The sequence below is a fragment of the Candidatus Peribacteraceae bacterium genome (assembly GCA_041661065.1).
Classification (GTDB): Bacteria; Patescibacteriota; Gracilibacteria; order Peribacterales; family Peribacteraceae; genus CAIKAD01.
In genome coordinates this window covers 191,361-217,914 of sequence record JBAZVD010000001.1, presented here as the reverse complement: position 1 = coordinate 217,914, position 26,554 = coordinate 191,361, and the positions used below count along the sequence as shown (strand labels likewise).

Sequence of the window (26,554 nt, the reverse complement as noted above, 5' to 3'; positions counted from 1 at the left end):
GACGAGCAACACTTGTATGCGACATCTTTGCGCGTGTTCGCGAGCGTGGGGTAGGCTTGGAACTCCTCTCCCCCATCACATCCATGGCTTACCTTTCCGCTCTGCAGCAGACTGATCCGGAAATCCGGGATTTGATCATCGCGGAAGAGCAGAGACAATGGAACGTCATTCGCCTCATTCCCTCAGAAAACTACGCTTCCAGCGCGGTGTTGGAAGCTTCCGGGAGCGCGCTCACGAACATCTATTCGGAAGGCTATCCCGGGAAGCGTTACTACGAGGGTCAGCAGATCACCGACCAAGTGGAGACGCTGGCCATTGAACGCGCGAAGAAGGCGTTCGGCATGGACCATGCGAACGTGCAGCCGTATTCGGGCAGTCCCGCAAACATGGCCGTCTACCACGGCGTCCTCCAGAGCGGCGACACCATCTTGGGCCTCGCGCTGCCCCAGGGCGGGCACCTGACGCACGGATGGAAAGTGAACTTCTCGGGTAAGCAGTACCATTCAGTCCCTTACGAGCTCGATCCCAAAACCGAACGTCTAGACTACGACGCCATCCTCAAGCTGGCCAGGGAAGCCAAGCCTAAGCTCATCGTAGCCGGGTATACGGCCTATCCCCGCATCATCGAATGGGAGAAGTTCCGCGCCATCTGCGATGAAGTGGGCGCCATCTTCCATGCGGACATCTCCCACATCACGGGCTTGATCCTGGGCGGCGCGCACCCCAGCCCCTTCCCCATGGCGGACACAGGCATGACCACTTCCCATAAGTCGCTGCGCGGCCCCCGCGGAGCGCTCATCGTGTGCAAAGCGCAGTATGCGCAAGGGATCGACAAGGCCATCATGCCGGGCTTGCAGGGCGGCCCGCACAACCAGACGACGGCAGCCATCGCCGTGGCTTTCAAGGAAGCGGAAAAACCGGAATTCAAGGCGTATGCCGCACAGATCGTGGCGAACGCCAAAGCCCTCGCGGAGCGCCTCCTCAGCCACGGCTTCCGGCTCGTTACGGGCGGCACCGACAACCACCTGATCCTGTTCGAGACCTTCAAGAGCAAGGGCATCCTGGGACGGGACGCTTCGCGTGCCCTGGACCGCGCCGGCATCGTGGCCAACTGCAATTTGGTCCCCTACGACACGAACTCCCCCATGAACCCCTCGGGCGTCCGCGTCGGCACTCCCGCCGTCACGTCCCGCGGGATGAAGGAAGCGGAAATGGCGAAGATCGGAGACTGGATGGACGAGGTGCTTGCGCATGCTGGGGATGAGAAAGTGCTCGCGCGCGTCAAAGGCGAAGTGGCGGAGCTCTGCAAGAGCTTCCCCTGCCCGGGGATCGACCCGAACAACTGGGAGTGATCGTCCGGACCGCTGTTCCATGTGCTCCCGATCCGCTACACTTCCGCCATGCACCGCACTCTCTCCCTCCTCTCCGCCGCCCTCGTCCTTACGCTCCTCGCGCCCGCCGCGGGTTCCGCGCGCCGCATCGAAACGCTCTCCAATGCCAGCTCCTCCTCTTCCACTGCGAGCAGCGTGGTGAAAACCACGGGACGGGGCTCCAGCCACCGCGCCCTCCTGCGTGCCAAGAGGCTGGAATGGAAAGAGCGCGCGGAAGGCAACAGGCCTCTCCCCTCTTCCAGTTCCTCCGCCAAATCCGGTTCGTTCCTCTTCGCGCCGTACACGGATGGCGTGCTGGACGAAGGGCAGAGCGCGCTCCTCTTCTTCTGCGGCACGTGGTCGCGGCAGTGCCAGGGGATGGATAAGCTGTTGGAGGAGTGGTCGGAAGCACGAAAGTTCGTAGTCCCCGTCTACAGGGTGGATTACGACACTGCCAAAGCCCTCCGCGCACAGTACGGCGTGCGGTACGTCAATTCCTACGCCCATGTGGACGGCAAGGGTACCCTCATCCGCCTCTACCGCAATCCGCCGGAAGCTACGGTGAAGCACATCGCGTACGACGAGTAGAAGGACCGCTTCGTGAGACACTCCGCGTGAACCTTTCGCCTGGCTTCGTTATCCCATGCCGGAAAGCGCCTCGTGTCGAATGGTGAAGTGATACGAGACAATTATTTTGAACAATGAACATTATTTCAGCTTCCGTAAGCCATTATTTTTGTGTCCATATTTGTACACTTATTGTATTCGAGTCATACACTCCTGCTCCCGCCACCGTAGATAGTTGCTTGATCCTACATGTTCGATAAGATGACATGATTTCTGCTGATGGCAGGAATCATCCACACACAAAGGAGAGACAAACACCCACAGTACCCCGGGGTACCCACTCTCCCGCTCCTTCCCACCACCGGTACCGCAGAGAGGAGGAAAGCCATGGACTAGCTAAACGTTCCTCCTAGTCACAATTCGCTTCACTTGCGCTTTCTGGGCACAGTGATCGTCTTAGCTTACCGTGGCTTGCCTCCTCTCTGCTCTGCAAAATCGCCCGCCCGTGCCGAGGACGCATGGACGGCCGTTCCCTCCACTCCCCTGTGTCTCCTCTGACCCTTCGGGTCTTATGGCTGGCCGTCCCGGGGACCTCGTTCGGTTGCGAGGATACACAAGAACCACGCGCAGGGCAGCGATGGGGATCCTCCCCCGCCATTATCACTCTGTCGTTTCCGAGGCCAAACGAGCCTTCTCAAACACAGAGACACACATCCAGATAAAGACCGGACATAGTGTTCGGTCTTTTATTTTTGCCCTGGCAGATGCCGAGGATGTTAAGGATGGTCCTTGACTGTCCGGAATGCTGATAGTAGCTTTGCATTGCTATGCCAAACCACCCCGAATCTGCCGATTCGATGCAAACAACTCCAGAACAGACGCAGAACGTTTTGCAGCCCGCGGACATTCCGCTAGTGGAACAAGCTGGGCTGTACATTCGTTTGAAAGTTCTTGAAGAACTGGAGGCAACCGAACAGAAAGCGCAGTAGCCGTACATGTCACAGGTGCAATTCTTGTTGCATCGCGATCTTGTAGGGGTAGGATTATTTTATGCACAATGGCGACATTGAGATGATTTCCGAAAGGCAAAGCGGCGAGGCAAACCCCGCAGTGGCGGATCGCCTGTTGGTTGTGCAGGGCGTCGCCGAGGCAACCCGCGCACTCCTGGGCAACCGGTTTGACCATGCAGCCATCCCTCCGACAACACAACCCGATCCTGTAATGGAAGGCTCATGGCGCTACTGAGAATCCCCTAATAAAGAAGTATTGTTGGAAATAGGTGGTTGACGCGCCGCCCACCTTCGTCCGCTGCGGCGGACTACAGTGGCATTCTATCATCCACGAGTTTCTTCGCTCTTCGACTGACTTTCTGCAACCCGCACAGCGGCGTCATGCCATGCCCTGTAATACTCTATCAGCTCAGAGACTTCTTTCTTCTCAACTTCATCACCTTTCCCTTCAAATACACTGCGAATTCTTTGCTCATCAACAGGTTCTGGGGAAACTCCATCAATGAGTTTGCTGGCCGCTTCCGGTGAGAGTTTCAGATCTTCGAGCAAGCTTTCCCAATCTTGACTTTCATCATCTTCGGAAGTTTCGGGCACTTCATCCGGATCCTGTGCAAAAGCAATTGCACCCCAATCGACGTTCAACGGATTGGCGCACTTCTGCTGAAAACGCGCAAACCACTCCTGTACTGGGCTCCCCGCCACATTCCTTTCACGCGCAATGATCTCGCGCATCTCATCATCGCACTCGTGGGCAAGAAACTGCATCAAGTCAGCTTTCGTGATCCGTCGTGGCTCTCCCGCTGATTCATTCTTGATGATGGAATTCATAGTGAAAGTATTATATTTGATATCTTGTTTGTGTCAAGTTATGTTAAATACATCTAATCGGACAATCTAAGCATTTTTCTAAATCTTTGGTGGTATTGGCATCTACGGAGATTTCTTTACTTTTGCGCTTCCTTCGCCGCCATCAACGTCTTGCTCGGCGGCGGCACGCCGCCTGAATCCACCAATTTCTTCTCCAGATCGGAGAAGTTCTTCTGCTCCTCCACCGTGAGCGTTTCGCCCACGAACTGCTTCTTGCGCAACGCATTGAACTCGTTCGTCCACAGCTCCCTGTCGCGCCATTTGCGGTACTGCTCCAGGCTCATCCCCTTCCTGCGGGCCTTCTTGAGCTCTTCCTCCTCCTTCTCCTTGGCCTTCACCGCCACCTTAGCCTGCGTTTTTGCCGCCTTGCTCGAGGACAGCCACTTGCCGATCTTCTCCTCCACCATGGTCACGCGCTCGGTGTAGCGCTCCCGCGAGAGCTTGCGGATCACGTCCACACGCTTGGGATCCTCCTCCGCTTCCGGAGGCGGCAGCGTGCTCACGGAGAAGGGTTTGCTGGGGATTCCCTTGATCATCAGACGCAGGTACGCGTGGTACTTGGGGAGGCTGAGGATATCCTTGGGTGACACCACCTCCTCAAACTGCTCGCTGAGGGGTTCCGCATCGTCCGAACCGATCTGGAAGCACAGGAGCGAGCCCACGTTGCCGAAAATGGCGTCCTTGAGGGTGGTGTTGTTCTTCTCGCCGAAGAGGAGCTGGTTCACGTACTGGTTGGCCATGGTCAGGTTGAGGCGGTACTTGCGCGCCTCGCTGAGGATGGTGGCGAAGGATTCCGTGGCGAAGTTCTGGAACTCGTCCACGTAGAGGTAGAAATCCTTCCGCTCGCTCTCGGGAACGTCCGCCCGGCTCATGGCGTCCAGCTGGAACTTGGTGACCATCATCGAACCCAGGAAAGCGGCGTTATCCTCCCCCAATTTCCCCTTGGAGAGGTTCATGAGGATGATCTTCCCCGTGTCCATGGCGTGCCGGATGTCCACGGTGGAGGTGACCTGTCCCACGATGTTGCGGATGAGCGGCGTGGAGACGAGCTGCCCGATCTTGTTCTGGATGGCCGCAATGGCCTCCGTGCGGTACTTCTCGGACCAACTGGTGTACTCGTCCTCCCAGAAGGTCTTCACGAGATGGTTGGTGACGCGCTCCAGGATCTTGGCACGGAAGGGATCGTCCACGAACATGCGGAGGATGCCCAACATGGAGTTGTTTTCGGCTTCTATGAGCGCAAGGAGCGTGTTCCGGAGGATGTACTCCATGCGGCCGGAGAAGGCGTCCGGCCAGAGCTTCTTGAAGATGCTCATCAACCCGGACGCCACGAGCGTGTGCTGCGCGGGATCGGGGCAGTTGAGCATGTTGAAAGAGATGGGGAACTCGCGGTCCGCGGGGTCGAAGAGAATCACATCGTTCGTGCGGCCGGAGGGGATGAACCGCAGCGCGGCATCCACCAAGTCCCCGTGCGGATCGATCACCGCAACGCCTTTCCCCGCCAGGATGTCCGAGCGGATCATGTTCTCCAGCAGGACGGACTTCCCCATCCCCGTCTTCCCGATGATGTACATGTGGCGGCGGCGGTCATCGGTGCGGATGCCGAACTTCTTCCGTTCGCCGCGGAACACCGCCTCCCCCAGCACCGTGAGGTCGGGATCCGGGGGGTCGCCCACAATGGGCAAATCGACGGGCGGTTCCACCTTGCGGTACATCACCCAGTCGAAATTGGGCGTCTTGACGAGGATATTGGGCACGTGCCACAAGGTGGCCGCCTCTTCCACGGAGAGGACGTACGGCTGTGCACGGAAGCCGTGATGAAGGGTGGTGCCCGTCTTCTTGGCGCTCTCCTGGAAGCCGTTGCACTGCGGCAACGTGAAGGGGCGGAAGCCGGAGGTGATTTCGTCCACTTTGGCTTCCGCCTGTGCCTGCGCTGCGGCGGGCGCCACCACGCTCAGGCGGACGTTTCCCAGGAAGAGGAGCCTGTTCATTTTATCCACGGCGGCCGTCTCTGCGTCTTCCCGCTCGTGGCTGCGCATGCTCACGCGGTGGTCCTCATCCGCTTCTCCCGCACGCGCATCCTCTTCCGTCATCATCGCCAAGGCCATGGGGTTGATGAACCATGTCCGGAAGCCGCCCATGACCATGTCCAACGGGAAGAGGAAGAGCCGCCGCCAGCCGCGGGCGAGGTGCACGGAACAGAAGAGCTTGGCGTACCAGGGCAGCTGCTTGGAAAGGCCTTTGACGAGGAGTGGAATGAAGGCAAGGGCGCGTCGCCGGTACCGCGGCCCCAGGGGCCGGAGGACCACCTGGATATGGCCGCGCATGCCCGGTGCGGGGTAGCGGACGAGCGAGGAAGCCATCCCCGCCACCGTGTCCACGTGCTGCCGCGTGACGAGATCGATGAATTGCGGATAGCGTTTGATGGGGAGCACTTCGGGCCCGCCGAGCATGAGGTCGGTGGATACGGCCACTTCCCCCTCCTTGGGATCGAGCAGATCCGCCGGCACTTCCTCGATTTCCGCATCGGGATAGTGGGCGTAGAGCTGGCTCTCGATCAACGCGGCGGCGCGCCGGGTGGAGCGGACGTAGAGCGAGATCTTCCCTTCGCTCACGCCCATTTCCAAGCACACCGTGGCGTCGGGGCCCTTGAGCGAGTGCATGGCCGAGAGCACCGCCTCCATCATCAGGGGGCCGCGCGCGGCGCTGAGGGTATCGTCCGGATCGGGCAGGGAAGGGCGGATCCGGAGCAGGACGTTTACCATTGAGAGCATTATACACGTAGGGACGCGGCATGCCGCGTCCTTACAACGTCCGTTTTTCCTACGCCGCCCGTCTCAGCATATCCGCCACCAGCTCCAACGCCACTGTGTTATACGCGTAATCCATGCGCAGGGGTCCCAGGATTCCCACCACTCCTCCGTTCCCCCGCAGGCTGTACGCCGTGACCATGAGGCTGCAACTGAGGAGTTGGGGGAGCAGATGCTCCTCCCCGATGTAGTACCGCACGCGTTCATCCACCTCCACCCGCCCCAGGAGGCCGGTGAGGCGCTTCTCCAGTATTTCCACCACGCCGCTGGCCAGGAGCGGGTTCAGCTGGAAATCCGGTTGACGGAGCGCGTTGGCCAGACCCATGAAATACACGCCCGGCTTGTGGGGGACGGTGGCGAAGGCGACATTGGGGATCATGTTGGCGAGGAGCGCCACCGCCTCGTAGGCGTATTCCTGGTCCTTGCGTTGGAAGTACTGCTCGCGGAGCCCTTCGAACTTCTGGCGAACCTTACGTTCCGCGGCCGTGGGTTCCATGAACTCCTTCACGAAGGCGCGGTACCCCCTGGCCGTGGGGATGCGCCCGGCGCTGATGTGCGGCTGCTCCAAGTACCCCTCATCCTCCAGTACCCCCATTTCCGTGCGTATGGTGGCCGAAGAAACGGCAAAATTTCCGCACTCCAGCAGTTTCTTGCTGCCCACAGGGAGAGCGGTGTGGATGAATTGGTCTATGATGGCCGCCAGAAGCCTGCTTTGCCGGTCATTCATGCCAAAAAGCATAGCACTCCGCGGATTGGAGTGCCAGCGCCGGAGCGCAAAAACGGGGAGGCGTGATGAAACCCTACCTCCCGTCGCAGACAACGGTCGTGGTGCTCATGGAGCGGTTATCCCCCTCATACGCGTCACGCTGCCCCGTGCTCTGCACCAGGACGTTGTTCATGAGGGTGATGCGGCAACCGGCGGCGGCGGGGACCGTGAACGCCACCGGGAATTCCCGCTGTTCGTCCTTCTCCAGCGTGAATCCCTGCGTCTGCGGCCAGCCGCCGCAGAAGACGATGCCGTCGAACACCGCGCAAGTAGGGTGGGAAGCGGAGGCTTCGAAGCGCAGCCCGGGCGGCATGACGTCGCTCACCACCACGTTCGCTGCGGCATCCGGGCCGGCATTGCGAACGGAAAGGGTGTAGACCGCCGTCCCTCCCCGCGACACCTCCAGCGGACCCTGTTGCGAGATGGAGAGGTCGGTCCGCTGCAGGAGCAACTGCGCGGAGAAGAACGCTCTCTTACCAAACAGGATAGCCAGGAAAAAGAGAATGGTCAGGAGGATCCAGAGCAGCGCGCGTGAACGGGTCTGGGCCATGGGGACAGGGGGAAGCACCCTTCATTGTACGGCGCCCCCCGCCAAACGGAAAGGGACGGATGCCGCGCCTTGTTTCACCGCCCCATCACGAACGGCAGTTCCCGCGTGAGGATGCTCTTTGCCACCACCACATGGAGCATTTTGGTTTCACCCTTGAAGGATACCTGCATTGTCCCCTCGTCTTCCCCGCCGCTCATGGCGGAGCTCTCCATCTCCACCACCTCCCCTTCCCCGTTGAGGCCCAGGATGAAGGCATTCCTGTACGTGGTGCCCTTGAGTGCAAAAGTCAGTCCATCCTCCGTAACCTCCCGGAACGTCACTTCCACGTCCCCCAACGTGCGCGTCACCCCCGTTTCCCCCGCTTCGAACGACGCGACCCTCATGCCCACCGGCAGCCGGACCACCACCTTCCCTTCGATGGCTCCGATCTCCGCATCCTTCACCCTCCGGAGAAGACGGACGTTGTCGTACGTCCCTTCAAAAGCGCCGCCGTGTTCCCCCCACGCCTCCACATCATTGAACATTTCATCCGGGAAGCTCTGCGTATCCGCCATCTCCTGGCCACCCGTGTCCTTGACGCTCGTGAGCGATACCAAGACCTGCCCCAAACGGCGGACCGCCGGCGGGAGGAAGGACGCCATGCGCACCGTGAGCTCATGCTGCGCCGTGGTTCCCCACAGGAGTCCCCTCAATTGCAGGGCAAACGGCCCCGCCTGCCCCCGCAACCCGTCCGTGAACGGCCGGGCGGGCATCGCGAGCATCTCCTCGTAATCCGCAACGCTGATACCGGGGAGTGCCGCAAGGTCAATCACCTCCTTCGCTCCCCCCTCTCCGGCGCCGGGCAGCGTTTCTTCGTCCGGTTCATGGAAGAAGGAACCGGATCCCGCCCACTGCTCGATGAGTGGGAGGAGAGGCAGGGAACCGCCCCGGGTGAGCACCTCCACCAACCCTTTCCCCAGTGTCCGCTGCATTTTGTGGGAGGCCAGCGTTCCGCCACCTGCGCTCAGCGCTCCGCACAGGATGAGGAGCAGGAAGAATCCCCCCCAGAACCGCGACTTGCGGTACGAGAGCACGTAGCAATCGGCGATCTTGTCATGGAGCCCCTGCTTGCGCTCGGTCGTGCCCACCATCAGGTACCCGATGCCGAGGAAGAAGCCGGAGAGGGACTTGGCGAGGGTGCGGAGGATGGAACGGAAGATGGAAATGCGCGCGCCTTGGGCGTTCGTCACCCGCAAGCCCGATACCCGCTTCCCCACCGTCCCCTGCAGGGGACTCCCTTCCATGATGATGAAGTACAGCGGCGTCACCGCGCACAAGGCCGTCACATATGCCAAGGTCTGCTCGAAGGAGGGGCTGAAGGATCCCAGGAACAGGGCAACCGTAAAGATGCCCATGACGAGCGAGAGGAACAGGAGATCGATGAGGTAGGCACCCGTACGGATCCAGAAGCCCGCATATTCCAATTCATATTCCCCATCCCGCGGAGGAGGCGCCGGATGCACAGGGAGAGCCGCGGCAGGAACCTTTTGCGCAGCAGTTTGCGCAGAAGGGGGTGTCTGGTGGATGAGGACCGTGTGCAACATTGAGGGATGTTTCTTAAGATTATTATAACATATTATTGTACTTTTAACAAACACCCTCCTCCCCCCTTGCAGCTCCCAAATCTACTTCTTGTGCGCTTTGGGGGCGCTTTCCGGTGTGCCCTTCCCTGCCGCCATCCTCTTGCGGAACCGCTCCACGCGGCCTCCACGCGCCTCCTTGTTGGCCTTGCCGGTATAGACGGGGTGGCAGCTGCGGCACACTTCCACGCTCTGCTCTTTGACCGTTGAGGGGATCAGATACACCGTCCCGCAGGTGGAGCAGGTCGTTTTTGCGTCCTTGATCATTTCTGGATGGATACCGGTTTTCATGATGGGGGAAGTTTACAGGAGTGGAGAAGTGTTGCAAGGGAAGAACTGGGCGTATAGCACGTCGTAAGGACGTCCCGACGGGACGTCCTTACGACTACTTCTTGGCAGATTCCGCCTCTTTCGCAGCAGCCCTCGCCGCCCTCTTCACCTTCCGCTCCTCCTTCTCGATCGCCTCCACCTCTTCCACGCGAAGCTCCGCTGCGGCCTGGAGAACCGCCTCCTCGGCTTCCTTATCCTCCATAACAACGCTCATGGTGGCCACCTTGTCCCGCGCGTTGAGCCGCATGACGATCACGCCCTGGGTGGCGCGGCCGCGGCTGGGGATATCGGAGAGGCGCATGCGGATCATCTGCCCCTGCTTGCTGATGCAGAGCAGGTCGCCGTCCGTCCCCTTCTCCAGCACGAACCCGCCCACGATGTCCCCCGTCTTCGGCGTCAGTTGTGCGGCCTTGACCCCCGTGCCCCCGCGTCCCTGGAAACGGTACTCCGTAACGGGCGTCATCTTCCCCAAGCCGTTCTCCATGACGACGAGAAGCTGGCTGGAGGAGGGATTCTGGATGAGCGCCGCCTCCACCACGATGTCCCCCTGTCCCAGCATAATGCCACGGACCCCGGCCGCCGCCCTCCCCATGTCGCGCACGTCGTCTTCCTTGAAGCGGATGGCCTTCCCCTTGCGGGTGAGGATGAAGATCTCGTCCTTGCCGCTCGTGGCCAGCACCCACTTGAGTTCGTCGCCCGGAGGGAGCTTCTGCGCGATGAGTCCGGACCGGCGGATGTTCTCAAATTCGCTCGCCGCTGTGCGCTTGACCGTTCCTTTGGAGGTCGTCATAAAGAGGTACTTCTTGCCGCTCATATCCGCCTTCAGCATGGCCGTGATGTGCTCCTCGGGTTGGAGCTGGAGGAGGTTGACGATCGCCTGGCCTTTGGCCGCCCGGCTGGTCTGGGGCAGCTCGTAGACGGGGAGCTTGAACACGCGCCCCGTGTTGGTGAAGTACAGGATGTCGTCGTGGTTCATGGCGTGGAGGAGCGAGAGCACCTCGTCATCGTCCTTCGTGGTCATGCCTTTGACGCCCTTGCCGCCGCGGTGCTGCGCGCGGAACTGCATGGGGCTGAGCCGTTTGACGTACCCGCCCATGGTCAGCGTGACGATCATGGGGGCGTTGGGGATGGTGTCCTTGGCGGAGAATTCCCCCACCGCGCTGGGAACCACGGTGGTCTTCCGCGCATCGCCGTACGTGTTCCGGAGTTCCTCCAGCTCCCCCTTGAGGATCTTGTCGATCCTCTTCTTGTCCTTGAGGATCGCCTCGCACTCCGCGATGAACTTCCGCTTCTCCGCCAGCTCATCCTCGATCTTCTTCCGTTCCAGGCCGGCCAAAGTCTGCAGACGCATTTGGAGGATGGCGTCCGCCTGGATCTCCGTGAGCTTGAATTTCTTCACCAGGTTCTCCTTGGCGATCTCCTTCGTCTCGCTCTTCTTGATGGTGGCGATGATCTGGTCGATGTGGTCCAGCGCCTTCTTGAGGCCTTCCAGAATGTGTGCGCGCTCCTTGGCGCGGTCGCGGTCGAACGTCACGCGCCGTGTGATGACGATGCGGCGGTGGCCCACGAAGATCTCCAGGAGCTCCTGCAGGTTGAGAAGCCGCGGCTGGATGCCGTCCGCCAGCGCGATCATGTTGTACCCGAAGCTCGTCTGCAGGTCGGTGAGCTTAAAGAGCTGGTTCAAGACCTTTTGCGGGTAGGCGTCCTTCTTGAGTTCGATGATAATGCGCACCCTCTCGTCCCGATCGGATTCGTCGCGGATATCCGAAATCCCCACGATCACCTTGTCCGTCACGAGCTGCGCCATCCGCTCGATCATGGCGGATTTATTGACCTGGTACGGGATCTCGTTGATGCGGATCTGGTAACGTCCTTTGCTGTCTTCCTCTATCTCCGCCTTGCCACGCAGCACCACCGATCCGCGTCCGGTGAGATAAGCCTGCCGGAGGGCTTCCTTGTTGTAGACGATGCCTCCCGTGGGAAAATCCGGCCCTTTGACGAACTGCAGAAGGTCTTCCACCGTGGCATCCGTGTTCTCGATGAGGAACAGTGTGGCATCGATCAGTTCGCTGAGATTATGGGGCGGGATGTTGGTGGCCATACCCACGGCAATGCCCACGGTGCCGTTGAGGAGGAGGTTCGGGATCTTGGAGGGCAGGACGACAGGCTCTTTGCGGGTCGCATCGTAGTTCGGCATGAAATCCACGGTGTCCTTGTCGATGTCCGCGAGGAGCTCCATGGCGATCTTCTGCAGCCGGGACTCGGTGTACCGATAGGCTGCGGCGCTGTCCCCATCGATCGATCCGAAGTTTCCCTGCCCGTCCACGAGCGGGTAACGCATGGAGAAATCCTGAACGAGGCGCACGAGTGCGTCGTACACCGAGGAGTCGCCGTGCGGATGGTATTTCTTGAGCACTTCACCCACCACACCCGCGCACTTGGAGTACCGGTGGCTGGGCGTGAGTCCTTCCTCCTGCATGGCCTTCAGAATGCGCCGGTGCACGGGCTTGAGGCCGTCGCGGGCATCGGGTAGGGCGCGGGAGACGATGACGCTCATCGCGTAGCTCAAATAGCTTTCCTCCATTTCCGTCACGATGGGGCGGGGCGCCAGCTTGCCGATGCCGGAAATGGTCTCTCCGCCGCCGGAAAGGGGTTGCTGTGCGTTACCGGGATTCGCGTTCTTGTCGGCCATAAGGAAAACGGCGGGGGAAGGGGTTCTTGTGGATCATAGCGTTTTTTCGAAAAGAGAAAAGGGGTGGAATTGCCTATTTTTGTGATCTCTTGATCCGAGGATTCCGAAGATTCCGAGGATTCCGAGGTACGTAAGGAAGGAACTCCGGCCTTCCAGATGCCGATGTTCGTCGGAATCCTCGGTATCGTCGGACTCTTCGGTTTCCTCTATGATGTCCTCATGCTATCGGTGGTTTCCACACCTATCGGCAACCTCGGTGATATCACCCTCCGCGCCATCGAGACACTGAAAGCGTGTGACGCGATCATTTGTGAAGATACGAGAGTGACGGGGAATCTTCTGAAACAACTCGGCATCGGATCGCCGTACGGACGTCCCGCCGGGACGTCCCTACTCAGCTTCCACGGCCACAGCGATCCGGGAAAAGTGGAGCACATCCTCAATCTCCTGAAGGCGGGGAAACATCTCGCGCTCGTGAGCGACGCCGGCACGCCGGGAATCAGCGACCCGGGGTATGCGATCGTGTCCCGCGCGCGGGAAGCCGGCGTGAAGATCGAATCCGTACCGGGACCTTCCGCGTTCCTCACGGCGCTTTCCATCAGCGGCCTCCCCATCAACCACTTCGTGTACCTGGGTTTTTTGCCGCTCAAGAAGGGGCGCAAGACGCTCCTCGCTTCCTTCAAGGACGAGGAGAGGACGATCGTCTTCTACGAATCCGTGCATCGTATCGTGAAGACGCTCACGGAACTGGCGGAGGCTTTGAAGGACCAGCCGGAACGTCCCGTGGTGGTGGCGCGGGAGCTGACGAAGATGCACGAGGATGTTGTGTACACTAATGTGTACTCAATTGCCGAGGCGATCCCCCGACTGACCCTGAAGGGCGAGTTCGTGGTGGTCATCGGCGCAAGGTGAAAAAGGGGAAGCATCATGCTTCCCCGTTCCTAGTTACCCCGCAACAATATATCCAGCCTATTCCAGATCCACACGATCCCGAATCCTACGCATGCCCCGACGGCGCATGGGAGGATGAAACCCGTGAACACCCATCCCTCCTCTCTGCTCGCGCAAACGCTCTTCCAGAGACAGAAGCCGGAGGCCGTGATGAGGAGGACGCCCAATGCGGCTTCCGCCTTGTGCCACCATCGCCTCCATTCCCCCGCCCCCTCGCCGAAGAAGACAAAACCTGCAATGAATGCCGCCCCCAACACGAGAACAAAAAACCATTGGACCATGGATCACCTCCCTTTCGTTTAAAACAAAGAGCAACCAGGACGGGCAACTCTATACCCATCTTTTTTCATTTTCAATTTCCCTTTCCGCCTACGGCAGCACGCTGAGCGGATTGATGTTCGTCCCGTTCTTGATCACTTCGAAGTGGAGATGAGGGCCGGTGGTGAGGAGGCCGGCGCCGGGGGTGCCCGGCTGGCCGCCCGAGAGGCCGATGGTCTGCCCCTGGACCACGTCGTCCCCCGCCGCAACCGCCACGGAGGAGAGGTGGCCGTAGAGCGTGGCGTAGCCGTCGCGGTGGGCGATGAGGACGTAGGTGTATCCCTTGGCGCCGCCGTCGCGGACGATGAATACCACGCCGTCGGCCGCCACCGAGACGGGTGATCCCTGCCCCTGCGCGATATCCGCCCCCTCGTGCGGCACACCGAACCGCTTAAAGTACGCGGCATCGTGGAACGTGGCGGTGACGGGACCGAACACCGGCCACGTGAAGTGCAATTTGGCGAGGCGCGACACTCCGGAGGCGCCGCCCTGGCGGGGATCCATGAGCCCCTTCTCGATCAACTCCCGCTCCGCCTTGGCGCGGATGCGCGCGTCGAACCGCGCCATCTCCGCCTGGAGCCGCAGCACGTCCGCCTGCACGCGTGCCATTTCCGCCTTGAACGCCAGGAGCTGCTCCTCGCTCACCAGCGCTTCCCTCTGCGCCTTTTCGTAGACCTTGTCGGCCTCCCGGTACTGCGCGATGAGCTGCTCATGACGCACCGTGAGCGTGGTGAGGTTCTCCTCCGCCGTCACCACCTGCTTGCGGAAGGTGGCGAGGCGCGCCGTTGCCATTTCCCGCGCCTGCAGGAGGGAGACGAGGAACTCCTCCCGCGCCCGCGCCACGAAGCTCTCCTGGAACTCCCGCTCCACCCCCGCGCCCAAGGAGAGGCTGAGGAGACGCCGGAACAGGAACTTGATGCCGTTCTGCTGCTGGACCGTGACGAAGGCCTGCAGCTTGTTGCTGCGCAGGAGCGAGAGGAAACGTTCCTCATCGGTCTGCGCAATGCGGTCCAGGCGGTGCTGCTCCGCCTCCAGCTTGGCGATGCGGTTGCGCAAGTCCTGCGCCATTCCGCGCGCCTGCACGATGGCGAAGCGCACCCGCTGCTTCTCCTTGCCCACGGCCACCACCTGCTTGTGGGCTTCCGCCGCGGTCTGCTGCGTATTCTTCTGCGAAGTGGCCACGCCACGGCGCTGGAGGTAACTGGACTTCGCCCGCGCGAGCACCTGCTCAAATTCCCCCTCGATCTCCCCTCGGATATCCGCACGCAGCACGGCGGCACCGCCCGAAAACGTTGCGGCAGCCGCGCACAGGACGAGGAGCGTTAGAAGGCGGCGGGTAGGGTGCATTTGTATGGTTATTATACCATATTTTGTGATATTTTGGTAGTTTACCGGATTATGAAAGAAACCAAAGAAACCGAGGAAGCCGAAGAAACCAAAGAACGACTGACTATCTTCCCCTTGGTTTCCTCGGTTTCATCGGATTCCATAAATTCCTGCCCCAAACCTTTCTACAACTTCCTCTCTCTCCGGAGGATCTGCTACCCTCCCCCCCATGATCTCCCACCTGCGAGGAACGGTGCAGAAGCTCGGCGTCGGCGAGGTGATCATGGACGTGCAGGGCGTGGGGTACCGCGTGAGCGTGCCGCTGGACGTGTGGGAGAAGCTGCCGGACTTTACGCCCGGGAGCCTGTGGATCTCGTCGTACATCCGCGAGGAGCGTTTCGATCTCTTCGGCTTCCTGGACCGCGCGGGATTGGTGCTGTTCGAGGAGCTGATCAAGCTCTCCGGCATCGGGCCGCGGCTGGGGCTGGAGCTGTGCGCCGTTCCCAAGGCGTTGCTGCTCCGCGCCGTGCAGGAACAGGACGAGGGGATGCTGAAGCACGTGAAAGGCGTGGGGAAGAAGACGGCGCAGAAGGTGCTCATTGAACTCAAGTCCCTGATGGAGAAGAATCCCCTGCTCCTGGGGGAGGTATCGGCGGAAGAGCTGCCCCACGAGTTCGACCAGGACGCCATCGCCGCGCTCACCTCGCTCGGCTACGACGCCCCCGCCGTCACCCGGGTGCTGCGGGATCTTCCCGCGGACCTGCGGACAACGGAGGAGCGCGTGGCTGCCGCCCTCAGGGCGCTGTAGATGCACGTTGTATGGACGTCCCGCCGGGACGTCCCTACGGTCGTTGCGTCACTACCCCCGGAGGGGAGAGGGGTATAGGATAGACGCGATGTTGCACCTCGACATCTCCCAAACCCTCGCCAAGTCCATCACCCCTTCCATGGGGATACCGGACCAGGAACTCTCCGGGTTGCGCAGCCCCGTGCGGCGCTATGTGGAGGAGTGGCTTTCGGAGCGGGGACGGGGGGAGCACGCGTGGTCCATGGACCCGTACAACAAGCAGTTGATCGAGCGGGTGAAGGAAGCGGCCATCCGCGTGAAGGCGGAGGGGATCGAAACGGTGGTGTGGATCGGCATCGGAGGATCGGGGTTGGGGCCGCGGCTGATCCAGGAGGCGTTCGAGGGGCCCAACACGGTGGAATTCATCGTGCTGGATATGCTGGACCCCGCGGTGCTGGACAACTACCTCTCCATCATCAATTGGAAGTCCACGCTCCTCGTCATCGCCAGCAAGTCCGGCGACACGCTGGAGCCCATGAGCATCTTCTTCCTGTGCTGGGAGCACCTGCAAAAGGCGCGGCGCGAGCGCGCGGCGGAGCGCGTGATCGCCATCACGGACCCGGAACAGGGGTTCCTCCACGGCTTCTGCCTGGACCACGGCATCCAGATGCTCCCCATCCCCCCCGGCGTGGGCGGCCGCTTCTCCATCTTCACTCCCATCGGGCTCCTGCCCCTAGGCCTGCTGGACGGGGATTTGGACAGCTTCGCGCGCGGCGCGAAGGAGATGGATACGCTCTGCCAGCAGCCGATACTGGAGGAGAATCCCGCCGCCCTCCTCGCCAGCATCCAGTACCTCCTCGATACCAAGCGCGGCTACAACGTGCGCGTGATCATGCCGTACGGCCAAAGGCTGGCGCAGCTCGCGCGCTGGAACCAGCAGCTCATCGCGGAGAGCCTGGGGAAGAAGGAGACCTCGAACCCCATCCCCCTCGCCGCCGTGGGGACGCAGGACCAGCACTCGCTCCTGCAGCAGTGGATGGCCGGCCCGCGCCGCACGTGGCACCTGTTCGTGCGCGAACTGGAGAAGCCCCGCCTGTACCTGCCGGAGAGCCTCCCCGGGCCGTGGAAGTACATCGCGGGCAAGACCACGGGACAGCTCCTGGACGCCTGCTACGAGGGCACCAGCCGCGCCCTCACGGGCGTCAAGCGTCCCTACGCCACCATTTCCCTCACGCGCTTGGACAGCTACCACTTGGGCCAACTGCTCTTCCTGCTCCTTGCGGAAGTGATCTTCCTCGGCAAGCTCTACCGCCTGGACCCGTACGGCCAGCCGGGGGTGGAGGCGGGGAAGAAGATCACGAAGGAGATTTTGTCGAGAGGACGGGAGGAATGAAGAAATGCATAATTTGAAATGCAAAATGCCCTTTTCTCATTTTGCATTTTGCATTTCTCATGCTCCCCCACCACTTCAATCCTGCATTCTTCACTGGAACAACGAACGGTTTCCTTCTATACTTTCACTCCAACTTTCTCCCTCCCCCTCATGGCCAACGACATCACCGATGCGCAATTTGAGAGTGAAGTGCTCAAGTCCCCCGTCCCCGTGCTGGTGGACTTTTGGGCTCCCTGGTGCGGACCCTGCAAGGTGATGGGCCCCGTGATCGACGAGCTCGCCGCGGAGTACGGCCCCAACGTGAAATTCGTGAAGATGAACGTGGATGAGAACGGCGACGTGGCCGGCATGTTCAACGTGATGAGCATCCCCACCTTCATCCTCTTCAAGGACGGCCAGCCGCAGAAAGCCTTCATCGGCGCAAGGCCGAAGGAGGACATGAAGAAGGAGATTGACGGGGCGATAGCGTAATATGTATTGATTCATCCCCCTCCCTCAGGAATGATACCGGCCGATGGGAATCATCCTGCCAATCGTGGGTATCGTCGGTTCCTTCTGCCTCATCAAATACCGCGAGCAGGTGGGCGACATGATCGGGGAAGCACAGTGGATGAAGAACGTGGGAGGCGTGTACATCCTGGTCATCATCATCGCGGTGTTCATCTTCTTCTGGAGCCTTGCGGAACTCACGGGGACGACGGATGTCCTCTTCGGGCCGCTGAAGTACCTCATCCCCGGTATGCGGGGGAGGACGGACACCGGAATGGAGTTTTAGGCTTCAGGCCGCCAACACTTCCGTCCCCTCCTTGACGGGAGCATCCACCTTCATGCCCACCTGGTCGCCCTTCTTGGCCTTGTCCACCTGCGCGTGCTCAACCTGGAGCGATGCGACGGGCTGCGTGAATTCCGTCTCGCCTTTGCGGAAGACCACGGCGTCCCCCACCTTGAGGGGAGCCTTGAGTTCCACGATGGCCACGCCGATACGGTCGAAGTAGTGCTCGACGGTGCCGATGATTTTTTCCTTCTTCTTGGCGGAAGATGCTGCGGGCATGGGGAAGGGGGGAAGCAACCCGGTATTGTACGCTTCCCCTCGTCCTACAAACAGCACGGGTGTTTCCGATCCGGCTGACCTTAGGAAGCAGGACACGCGACAATATGCACCAAAGTCGCGCAAAGTGTGCACTCTCGCTCTATGTGCAACAATAAAAAAACACCTAGTGGCGCTTTTTGAGCAAACTCGATCAAAGTGTGCAAGTTGTCATGGCCTGCCAACCGTAGCCAGGAGGTCCTGCCCGGAGAAGTCCACCTCCGCTCGCTTCGGCGAGACTACGGTGGACAACCTCCTGCGGAGGTTGGTGGAGCATGCCGGATTCGAACCGGCGACCTTCTGGTTGCAAACCAGACGCTCTACCAACTGAGCTAATGCCCCACGTGCAGAAGTGTACCCGTCCACCCTCACACGTCACAATCTCCTCCGGCCTCCGCCCTCGCACACTCGGGTCTACGGCCGGCAGGCCACCCTCTCATGTGATGATTTCCTCCACCCTGCCTTCCTCCACCGCCTTCCGTATTTCCATCCCCACCCTCTCCCCCACGCTCATGGATTGGCCGTACAGGTAACCGGAATACGGGGTCGCCATCACCCCGGGGGAGCCGGGGATGCGGAGGCTCACGTCGAAAATGACGATGTCCTCCTTCCCCTCCTCCGCCACCACCGACCCCTGGAGCGCGAACGGACCGATGATCCCCTTGCCGGAGGGATCCAAACTCTTGGGGAGCTTCTGCGTGGCTTTGACAAACTTCTCGCCCAGGTCGAACGCCTTCTCCAGGAGCGACTCCTTGACGGTGCAGGCGATGTGCCCCGTCTCGATCATCTTGAGGGGGACGGCCTTGCGCACCTCCGCCTGCTCTTCCGCCGTCATGCGCAGGAAACCGTCCAGGTTCGTCTGGCGGCGCGTGTCGGTGCCCAGCAGTTCCAGCTCTCCGCTGAGCCGGGAGTAGAAAAAGTTGAAGTTGACGGGCGCCCCCACCACGAATTCCTCCATCGCCGCGCTGCGCCACTTGTCCGTCACCTTCCCCTCCTTCTGCAACTGCGCGCCTTTCCTCTCCCACTCGTCCTTGCCGGTCACCAGGAAGAACGCACGCTCGTACCCCCGCGCCGCCTCGTTCGCCTTCACCAGCACCGGCCGGTCAATCTCTTCCGGCTTCGCGAAGATGCGGGGTGTGCGGATGCCCGCGTCCCTGAGCAGGTGGTACTGGTTGTAGGGCTGGTCGCGCTCCTCCAGTTTGAGGAGCGTGCGGGACCCGAAGATGGGAACGTGGAACTCGTTTTCCACTTTGGCGAAATCGTCGAAGTAGACCCAGAAGTAACGGTTGTGGATGAAGAGGACATTGGCATTCCGCAGGGCGTTCTGCACGTCCTGCTTGAGTACATCGTCGAAAGCATCCACCAGGATCACCTCATCAATACAGCCCCGCTCCTCTTCCCCCCTCCCCTTCGTCTTGAAGTACTGCGCGTACGTCTTCTCCCGCCCGCTGCGCGCAACGCAGACCGTCTTGAACCCCCACTGCTTGGCGCCATGGCACACGTCCAGCGCGCTGTGGCCGCCGAGGACGCCGACCGTCAGATTCTTCAAATCGTAGCCGGAGAGGAGGGAGGCGGTGTCCATGGATAGATTGTAATGCAAATTTTGAAATGCAAAATGCCAAATGGAACGGATTATTGCTCATGGTGCACGCGCAGGAACCCGCAACATCACTTCCATTCCCCGCCGGCATCGTTCGCGCCTCCACGCTGTGCGCTTTCACCGTTCGCTTGCCCCAAGGAAAGAAGAAATTGTATCGCCTTCACATACTCCCGGGATTCTTCTGCCCCCATCTGACCGGAGTCCGCACTTGCCCTTGGAACATACTGCCCTTCCGGCGCAGCGTTGATGGATTCATAATTCATGAATATATGGTAACACTGGCAGAATTTCAGTCAAGGGACCACGAGAATACCGTAGAATGATACGTCATACTCAATACGCAATACGCGTCATCCCAATATCTCCCCCAGCCTCCCCTTCTCGATCGCCTGCTTGATATCCCGCGCAATGCGACGGCCGGTACTCATCGGCACATCGTACTTGAGCGCCGTATAGGGTGACCCTTCGATGAAGGGATTGGTGCCGGCCACGATGCGTGCGGAGATCTCGAACACGTAGATCTCCAGCTTGCGCGTGATGATGGCCTCCAGGCAGAACGGCCCGAAGAGCCCTTTGCCCGCGCCCTTGAGCTTCTTGCTCACCTTCACCACCTTCTCCCCCATTTGGAAGAGCTGCGGGAGGAGCGATTCGCGGATGACGATGGGAATGTTGCCCACGATGGTGTAGGAGGTGTGGATGTTGGCGGCCAGCTGGTCTTCCGCGCGGATGCGGCCGATGGAATCCGCGTTGGATTCGTACCGCTTGTCCATGCTCATGATCTCCAGCTCCCTGGTGATCGGCGAATAGAAGTAGTGGACGTAGAGCGGCGCCCCCACGATGTATTCCTGGATCACGAAGTCGTTCTCCTCGGGATACTTGCGGTTCTTCACCTCGTAGAACTGCTTCGCGGACTTGACCACGAAGTACCCGAACCCCCCGCCCGCGCCGTGGAACTTGATGATGACGGGGCGGTCGATGTCCTCGGGCTTGTCGAAGACACGCGGGAGCAGCAAGCCGGATTTCAGCAGCCACTCGCGCTCCATGTCACGGTCGCTCTCCCACTCCAGGATCTCCTTGGCGCCGTAGTACATGGCCTTCATCCGCTTCACGCGGTCGGGGCCCAGGTACGCGATGAAGGAGCCGTGCGGGATGAGGATGGCGTTGCGCTTGATGAGCTCCTTCTCCAAACCTTCGTCCCATTCACTCCAGTCTTCCACCGTGATGATCTCGTCCGCCACGGGAAAGTTCCGGTAGATCTGCTCCGTTCCCTTCTTGCAAACCACCAGGTTGCGCATCCCCTCGTCCCGCGCCCCCTTGAGGATCTGCAACGCCGAATGGCTCCCCATCGTGGCGATGACGAAGTTCCGTGGATCCTTCTTCGGAGAAAGCAGGGGCCGGCGATGCGACGGGCGCGGCATGGTATTTGGGTGACTGTAGCAGAGGGAGAGCGGGATTTCAATGAATAGTGTATGGAGTGGGACCAAGGAAACCAAGGAATCCAGGGAAACCAAAGAACCCAAGGATAGGAAGGTCCCTCGGTTGCCTTGGTTTCTTCGGATTCCCTTAAATTCTCGACTCCTTGGACGGGATGGGATACGGCCTGCCGGCGTTCTCCTCGATCTTGCACGTGGTGTACCGAGCGCTGCGGACGCCGTACTGCTCGCACTGGTTGTCGACGGGAGTGACGGCTTGGGGGGCAGACGTGCTGGAAGAAGAGGACGAGACCGCGCAGTAATCCGTCACCACTTTCTCCGCGGCATACAGCAACCCGTCGCGGATGGTCTTGAACTCGAAATCGCGGGGGACGTGGCGGTTGATGGCGGCGGTGAAGGCGGCGGCGATGTCGCTGGCCACCTCACACTCCGTCGCAACGGGAACGGCGGGGACGGCAGAGGACGATGAGGCGGAAGCCGCGGAAGCGGAGGCGGCCGCGGGCTTCGTGAAGGACGTGGAACCCGGCCGGCGCAATGCATCGGAGCGTTCCATCACTCCCGTAGGAGTCACTTCCCACCGCATGGCGAACAGGTCGCTGAGCGCGGAAGCGCCGAACGTGGAATTGTTGGCGAGCAACGTTCCCGCCGTGAGCATGATTCCTGCAACAACGCTGCAGAGGGCAATAGTGACATCGCGCTGATGGTTACGCATGAGAGGAGCGGGAAGTGATGTTTGTTACGTCCATAGTATAGGCCAAAAACGGGACTTTCTCAATGCAGGATGGGCTACCGGAGTAACCTTCCGAACTATTTCCGATGATTGGCAATCATCATCGTGCGTTCTCCACAAGTCTCATAATCCCCTCCACAGCCAGACGTATGCCCTCTTGGACCGCAGGATCATGCGCTGCCGCTTCCCTCTCCAAAGCATCCGTGAGTTCTTTTCCACGTTCGGGCGAAAGAGGAAGTTGATACGTCAAACGCATGGCGACCACACGAGTGGCAATGGCGGCATTCTTCTGGCTCTCTGAGGGAAAATTTTCAGGGAAGTGCGGCGGAAGATCACTCTGACCCACGATGATCCGGGCAATGTTGCCGGCAATCTGTTGCGCCTCGGTACGTGGCATATTTTCTTCAGCAGGAGTGCTGTTCCCCTCTTGTTCGCCGGAGAGTGTGCGTGCCTCCTGGAGCATACGCTGCTCTTCCGGATCATAGGTGTAGTTCCTGCGGTCATTGTCTGGCACTCCTCCGCCATGGGGCTCGAAAGGATGGGACATTGTGAAAGGGGGAAAGAGGAAAAGGAAAAAACCGCGACGCCTCGGGGAAGGGGCGCGTGCGGTGTGTTCATGTCTCACGCACAGGACCCTTCCGCTCGAAGAGCGAGAAGGAGAAGCCCGAGTGTGAGGAGCGACAATCGCATGACGGGACGTAGTGTTGCGGAGTCAAGAGGGCACGTCAAAGGTTAGGGTGGGGAGGAGAAGATCTTGGCTTACTATCAATGATAAATTACAAAGACACTTTGCTGTGCTTCCCACGCATTCTTCCAGAGTCTTCCCTCCTTCATCCATTGCCCTTCAGGCCGTGCAAAAAAACTCTATACTGAGATGCGAAGAGCCACGAGGTGCCGTAGCCAAGTAGTAAGGCAGGGGTCTGCAAAACCCCCATGCGTGGGTGCAATTCCCACCGGCACCTCCATCCGACTTCGTTGCTTCGCAACTACGCCGCGATTATTTCGTGGAATAAGCTCCAGCCGCGGCGTAGCCGAAGGCGAAGCCGGGGCAATTCCCACCGGCACCTCCACCCAAATTCCACATTCGTCATTCTTCATTCGTCATTCTTCATTCCCCTCCCCCGGATCCACGAACGTGAGGGACTGCACCATGGCCAGCTCCTCCCCTTCCAGCGACCGGCTGACCGAGAGGGGCGCGAACGCCGTGACGGTATACCCGGTGCCCGAGGAGGAGACGGCGCTCACTTGGTAGAAGCGCGTCTTGGGCTGGTCCGCGGCGGGTTGCGCGGTGTAGATGTGGATGCCCGATTCCCGTTCGTCGATGCGCACCGGACGCGTATCGATGAGCTCATACCCCGGCAGCGCGCTCACCGCCCGCATGCTGGCGCGGCTGTAGGTATCGGTGTCCATCGGCTGCGCGAGCGGCTCCTCCGTGATCACCACCGTGGGGTACTGGCCCGAGACGGGCTTCTCCACCTGGAACGCGGCCAACACATCCCGGGGGATCCCCTGCTGGTCCAGCCGCTCCCGCTCCATCACGGTCCACCCGTCCGGAAGGCAGATGCCCACACGGCCGTTCCAGAACTGCTGCGTACAGACCGCTTGTTCTCCCCCGCCACCGCATGCGGAGAGCAGGAGCAGGGCCAACCCTGCGGAAACGAGGCGGAAAAGGGGGGAGGAGTGGGATCGCATGGCCGTATCATAGCCATTCTCCGCCTCTCACGATAACCGCAGCCCAAGGGGCAGGGGAAAAGTTCTGGACACATTTCCATTCTTATTCCTAATCATAGGAGCAGGATTGAGGAAAACGCTGTTTTTTGGTAGGATAGAGAGAAACACATGAACTCCCCTACCCGGTCCCTGGCCTTCCTGGTTGCACTGTTGCTGCCGCTCCATGCGCTGAGCGCCGTGGTCGCCCCCGCGGACAGCGGCTTGCTGCGCGTGCAGGACTCCATTGCGGGGTTGGGGTTGGAGGCGGAGGTGGAAGGATTCGCCGCCATGGGGAGCGTGGACCTGGTGGTGATTCCGCCAGCGCAGAACTACTTGATCTTCCCCCTCACGCTGGACCGCGCGGGCAGCACGCACTTCCGCGTGCCGGGAACGAGCGCCGAGGAAGCGGGCACGTACCACGCCTTCGTGGGGAAGAACGGCCAACGCCTCTCGCCCGAAGCGTCGTTCGAGGTTCTGCCGGACACGGTGGACACGCAGGCTTCCACCCTCAGCGTCCTCGATGCCTCCGTCACGGCGGACGGCCGTGATGCGGCGGCGGTGCAAGTGACGGTCACCGACCGGTACGGGAATCCCCTCCCGGGACGGCCCGTGGAACTGCGGAGCGCTTCCGTGGGAGCCATCATCGAAGCGGAAGCGACGGGAACGGACGCACAGGGCATCGTGCGTTTTGCGGTGAAGGCGACGAGGGCGGGCATCGTGGCGCTCCGCGCCGTGGACCTGCTGAGCGGCATGGCGTTGGCACAGGAAGGAACGGTGACGGCGATCGGAGGCGCCGTGGGGGGTTCCCCCTTCGCCGCACAACTTTTGCCGACGGCCGCCGCCGCTGATCCCACGTTCGACATTGCCGACCACTTCGAAGTGACCCTCACGGATGCCGTGCTCGCCATGCAGGACATCACGGGCATCACCATCCGCGCCGTGGATGCCAACGGCAACACCGCGCAGGATTACATCGGGACCGTGCGCATCACCAGCACCGACCCCCAGGCCACACTCCCCGGCCTCAGCGGCGTGGAGGGGGTGGGGCAAGCCACGTTCACTTCCCGCCATTTGGGGACGCGCTTCATCCCCTTCTCCGTCAGCTTCCGGACGACCGGGAAACACACGGTGACGGTGGAAGACACCACGGACCCCGCCCACGTGATCCGCGGGGAAGCCAGGGTGGTGGTCTCCAGCAGCACGGGCCCGCTGGTGCAGCACCTCACGGTGACCTCCCCCTTGCAGAACGGCACCGTAAACGGCGGAAGCGTGACCGTGGAGGGGGCGACCCAGCCGTACACCAACATCCAAGTGAAGGGCGGAACCCAGGCGGCTTCCGGGGAGAGTGACGACAGCGGCCGTTTCGCCATCGTCGTGTCCCTGGACCCCACCCACAGCGAGTACACGCTCGTGGTGATGGACGACGGCGGGGGGGAATCAACCCTCCACCTCGTGCGCGACACCGACCCGCCCGTGGTCACCTCGGCCACGCTCACGCCGGAGCAGCCGCAGGAAGGCGAGAACATCCTGATCGTGGTCCAGAGCGAACCCGCGCTCAAGAGCATGGAATTCAAGCTGGGTGAGGAACGGATCTCCCTGCAGGAGGACGCCAACCGCCCGGGAACGTACCAATCGCTCTTCACCGCGCCACGCGCGGGGGAATACCAGCCGGCCGTGGAAGCCAAGGACCAAGCCGGGAACGCGGCCAACCTGCTCGTCCCTCTCACGGTGTCAGCCAAGAAGATGTCCACGGTGCAGAACCTGCGGGCGGAACCCAAGAACGGCGCCGTGGAGCTGCAGTGGGACCCCGTGGCGGATGATACGGTGGATTACTACCGCGTGTACGTGGGGGAGAAGGTGGGCGACTACGCCTACACGCTGGATACGCCCGACGCCTCCAAGTCCGCCGCCACGGTGACGGGCTTGAGCACCGGCATGCCCTTCGTCTTCGCGGTCACCGCGGTGCAGGGGGACCGGGAGGGCGACAAGAGCAACCCTGTTACGGCGCACGTGCTGGGCATCCGCTTGATCGTGACGCCCCAGGATGAGGCGCTGGCCATCGAGTGGTCCCTCCCCGTGGACATCACCTTCCAGTCGTTCCTGGTGGAATACGGCGTGGACGCGGAACAGTTCTCGGAGAAGCGCACCGTCCCCGGCGGCGACATCAAGAAGGATGAGAAGCGTTCCCTGGTGCTGCGGGACCTTTTGCCCGGCGTCACCTACGCCGTGCGCATCACGCCGGTGGATACCACGGGCGAGGCGCGGGACGACCTGGTGGCCACGGGCCAAGGCACCCCCGGCGGCGACGGCGTGCACTACGCCTCCCCGGACCAAATACCGCCGTTCCAGGAGGATCCCTCCCTCCGCCCCCCCAACCAGACAGGGAGCGGACTCCCCCACCTCGCGTGGTGGATCGCGGGGAGCGTGACGCTGTTCCTCTTCCTGCTCCAATGGCAGAGCCGCCGGAAGCTCCGCAAGGCACATCGGTTCCTGCGGATGATGGAGAACCGTTATCATTCCGTATAACGTATCGTGTATTACGTATTACGTATCTTCGCTTCATGAGCAACCATACGTCATACGCAATACGCAATACGGAATACGCGCATGTTCTCCGAGGAATCCCCCCCACGCATCA

25 protein-coding genes and 2 tRNA genes are annotated in these 26,554 nt (G+C 61.0%); 11 read left to right on the top strand and 16 right to left on the bottom strand.

The window, feature by feature from the left end; genetic code table 11:
* Nucleotides 1-83: 83 nt before the first annotated feature.
* The 4 genes from glyA to WC698_00785 all read left to right on the top strand — a co-directional run bounded on the left by glyA (nucleotide 84) and on the right by WC698_00785 (nucleotide 3,182).
* The gene (glyA, locus tag WC698_00800; GenBank protein ID MFA6038792.1) at nucleotides 84-1,352 is read left to right on the top strand and encodes a serine hydroxymethyltransferase; all 1,269 of its coding nucleotides are present in this window, start codon (nucleotides 84-86) and stop codon (nucleotides 1,350-1,352) included.
* A gap of 48 nt (nucleotides 1,353-1,400) precedes the next feature.
* Nucleotides 1,401-1,958 carry a thioredoxin family protein gene (locus WC698_00795; protein MFA6038791.1) on the top strand — a complete coding sequence of 186 codons (558 nt, stop codon included), beginning with the start codon at nucleotides 1,401-1,403 and terminating at the stop codon, nucleotides 1,956-1,958.
* 806 nt (nucleotides 1,959-2,764) lie between these two features.
* Nucleotides 2,765-2,926 (top strand): hypothetical protein, encoded by a 162-nt coding sequence (locus tag WC698_00790; GenBank protein ID MFA6038790.1) that lies wholly within the window; start codon nucleotides 2,765-2,767, stop codon nucleotides 2,924-2,926.
* Nucleotides 2,927-2,987: 61 nt separating this feature from the next.
* Nucleotides 2,988-3,182 (top strand): hypothetical protein, encoded by a 195-nt coding sequence (locus WC698_00785; protein ID MFA6038789.1) that lies wholly within the window; start codon nucleotides 2,988-2,990, stop codon nucleotides 3,180-3,182.
* A gap of 89 nt (nucleotides 3,183-3,271) precedes the next feature.
* Here the strand turns inward: WC698_00785 and WC698_00780 are convergent, their stop codons facing one another.
* From WC698_00780 to gyrA, 7 genes are all read right to left on the bottom strand, one after another.
* Nucleotides 3,272-3,775 (bottom strand): hypothetical protein, encoded by a 504-nt coding sequence (locus WC698_00780; protein MFA6038788.1) that lies wholly within the window; start codon nucleotides 3,773-3,775, stop codon nucleotides 3,272-3,274.
* A 116-nt stretch (nucleotides 3,776-3,891) separates the two neighbouring features.
* Nucleotides 3,892-6,579 carry a type IV secretion system DNA-binding domain-containing protein gene (locus WC698_00775; protein ID MFA6038787.1) on the bottom strand — a complete coding sequence of 896 codons (2,688 nt, stop codon included), beginning with the start codon at nucleotides 6,577-6,579 and terminating at the stop codon, nucleotides 3,892-3,894.
* 58 nt (nucleotides 6,580-6,637) lie between these two features.
* Nucleotides 6,638-7,351: a hypothetical protein gene (locus WC698_00770; protein MFA6038786.1), complete on the bottom strand. Its 714-nt coding sequence runs from the start codon at nucleotides 7,349-7,351 to the stop codon at nucleotides 6,638-6,640.
* A gap of 73 nt (nucleotides 7,352-7,424) precedes the next feature.
* A complete protein-coding gene (locus WC698_00765) occupies nucleotides 7,425-7,940 on the bottom strand; it encodes a DUF11 domain-containing protein (GenBank protein MFA6038785.1) in 516 nt (171 codons plus the stop codon).
* 74 nt (nucleotides 7,941-8,014) lie between these two features.
* Complete coding sequence (locus tag WC698_00760) at nucleotides 8,015-9,523, bottom strand: RDD family protein (GenBank protein MFA6038784.1); 1,509 nt, start codon at nucleotides 9,521-9,523, stop codon at nucleotides 8,015-8,017.
* An 81-nt stretch (nucleotides 9,524-9,604) separates the two neighbouring features.
* Nucleotides 9,605-9,850, bottom strand: a complete 246-nt coding sequence (gene rpmE, locus WC698_00755) for a 50S ribosomal protein L31 (protein MFA6038783.1) — start codon at nucleotides 9,848-9,850, stop codon at nucleotides 9,605-9,607.
* A 94-nt stretch (nucleotides 9,851-9,944) separates the two neighbouring features.
* Nucleotides 9,945-12,581 carry a DNA gyrase subunit A gene (gene gyrA / locus WC698_00750; protein ID MFA6038782.1) on the bottom strand — a complete coding sequence of 879 codons (2,637 nt, stop codon included), beginning with the start codon at nucleotides 12,579-12,581 and terminating at the stop codon, nucleotides 9,945-9,947.
* 156 nt (nucleotides 12,582-12,737) lie between these two features.
* On the opposite strand from gyrA, the gene rsmI reads away from it, so the two are divergent.
* On the top strand, nucleotides 12,738-13,493 hold the full coding sequence (gene rsmI / locus WC698_00745; protein ID MFA6038781.1) for a 16S rRNA (cytidine(1402)-2'-O)-methyltransferase: 756 nt from the start codon (nucleotides 12,738-12,740) through the stop codon (nucleotides 13,491-13,493).
* 29 nt (nucleotides 13,494-13,522) lie between these two features.
* On the opposite strand, the gene WC698_00740 is transcribed toward rsmI, so the two are convergent.
* Nucleotides 13,523-13,813, bottom strand: a complete 291-nt coding sequence (locus WC698_00740) for a hypothetical protein (GenBank protein MFA6038780.1) — start codon at nucleotides 13,811-13,813, stop codon at nucleotides 13,523-13,525.
* A gap of 88 nt (nucleotides 13,814-13,901) precedes the next feature.
* Nucleotides 13,902-15,197, bottom strand: coding sequence for a peptidoglycan DD-metalloendopeptidase family protein (locus WC698_00735; protein MFA6038779.1), 1,296 nt, complete (start codon nucleotides 15,195-15,197; stop codon nucleotides 13,902-13,904).
* A gap of 208 nt (nucleotides 15,198-15,405) precedes the next feature.
* On the opposite strand from WC698_00735, the gene ruvA reads away from it, so the two are divergent.
* The 4 genes from ruvA to WC698_00715 all read left to right on the top strand — a co-directional run bounded on the left by ruvA (nucleotide 15,406) and on the right by WC698_00715 (nucleotide 18,131).
* On the top strand, nucleotides 15,406-15,984 hold the full coding sequence (gene ruvA, locus WC698_00730) for a Holliday junction branch migration protein RuvA (protein ID MFA6038778.1): 579 nt from the start codon (nucleotides 15,406-15,408) through the stop codon (nucleotides 15,982-15,984).
* Between the two features lie 88 nt (nucleotides 15,985-16,072).
* A complete protein-coding gene (locus WC698_00725) occupies nucleotides 16,073-17,356 on the top strand; it encodes a hypothetical protein (GenBank protein ID MFA6038777.1) in 1,284 nt (427 codons plus the stop codon).
* Between the two features lie 150 nt (nucleotides 17,357-17,506).
* Nucleotides 17,507-17,827, top strand: a complete 321-nt coding sequence (trxA, locus tag WC698_00720; GenBank protein ID MFA6038776.1) for a thioredoxin — start codon at nucleotides 17,507-17,509, stop codon at nucleotides 17,825-17,827.
* Between the two features lie 43 nt (nucleotides 17,828-17,870).
* Entirely contained in the window at nucleotides 17,871-18,131 is a 261-nt protein-coding gene (locus WC698_00715) for a hypothetical protein (GenBank protein MFA6038775.1), read from the top strand.
* Between the two features lie 3 nt (nucleotides 18,132-18,134).
* Here the strand turns inward: WC698_00715 and WC698_00710 are convergent, their stop codons facing one another.
* From WC698_00710 to WC698_00685, 6 genes are all read right to left on the bottom strand, one after another.
* Nucleotides 18,135-18,407, bottom strand: a complete 273-nt coding sequence (locus WC698_00710) for a hypothetical protein (GenBank protein ID MFA6038774.1) — start codon at nucleotides 18,405-18,407, stop codon at nucleotides 18,135-18,137.
* 302 nt (nucleotides 18,408-18,709) lie between these two features.
* Nucleotides 18,710-18,785 (bottom strand) — tRNA-Ala (locus tag WC698_00705).
* A gap of 94 nt (nucleotides 18,786-18,879) precedes the next feature.
* A complete protein-coding gene (locus WC698_00700; protein ID MFA6038773.1) occupies nucleotides 18,880-20,025 on the bottom strand; it encodes a DUF1297 domain-containing protein in 1,146 nt (381 codons plus the stop codon).
* 368 nt (nucleotides 20,026-20,393) lie between these two features.
* Nucleotides 20,394-21,461 (bottom strand): formate--phosphoribosylaminoimidazolecarboxamide ligase, encoded by a 1,068-nt coding sequence (locus WC698_00695; GenBank protein ID MFA6038772.1) that lies wholly within the window; start codon nucleotides 21,459-21,461, stop codon nucleotides 20,394-20,396.
* Between the two features lie 145 nt (nucleotides 21,462-21,606).
* On the bottom strand, nucleotides 21,607-22,188 hold the full coding sequence (locus WC698_00690) for a hypothetical protein (protein MFA6038771.1): 582 nt from the start codon (nucleotides 22,186-22,188) through the stop codon (nucleotides 21,607-21,609).
* 118 nt (nucleotides 22,189-22,306) lie between these two features.
* On the bottom strand, nucleotides 22,307-22,720 hold the full coding sequence (locus WC698_00685; protein ID MFA6038770.1) for a hypothetical protein: 414 nt from the start codon (nucleotides 22,718-22,720) through the stop codon (nucleotides 22,307-22,309).
* Between the two features lie 376 nt (nucleotides 22,721-23,096).
* On the opposite strand from WC698_00685, the gene WC698_00680 reads away from it, so the two are divergent.
* Nucleotides 23,097-23,171: transfer RNA gene (locus WC698_00680), tRNA-Cys, on the top strand.
* A gap of 136 nt (nucleotides 23,172-23,307) precedes the next feature.
* Here WC698_00680 and WC698_00675 read toward each other — a convergent pair.
* Nucleotides 23,308-23,898, bottom strand: a complete 591-nt coding sequence (locus WC698_00675) for a hypothetical protein (GenBank protein MFA6038769.1) — start codon at nucleotides 23,896-23,898, stop codon at nucleotides 23,308-23,310.
* Between the two features lie 147 nt (nucleotides 23,899-24,045).
* Here WC698_00675 and WC698_00670 point away from each other — a divergent pair, with 147 nt between their 5' ends.
* Nucleotides 24,046-26,442 carry an Ig-like domain-containing protein gene (locus WC698_00670; GenBank protein ID MFA6038768.1) on the top strand — a complete coding sequence of 799 codons (2,397 nt, stop codon included), beginning with the start codon at nucleotides 24,046-24,048 and terminating at the stop codon, nucleotides 26,440-26,442.
* Nucleotides 26,443-26,554: the final 112 nt, after the last annotated feature.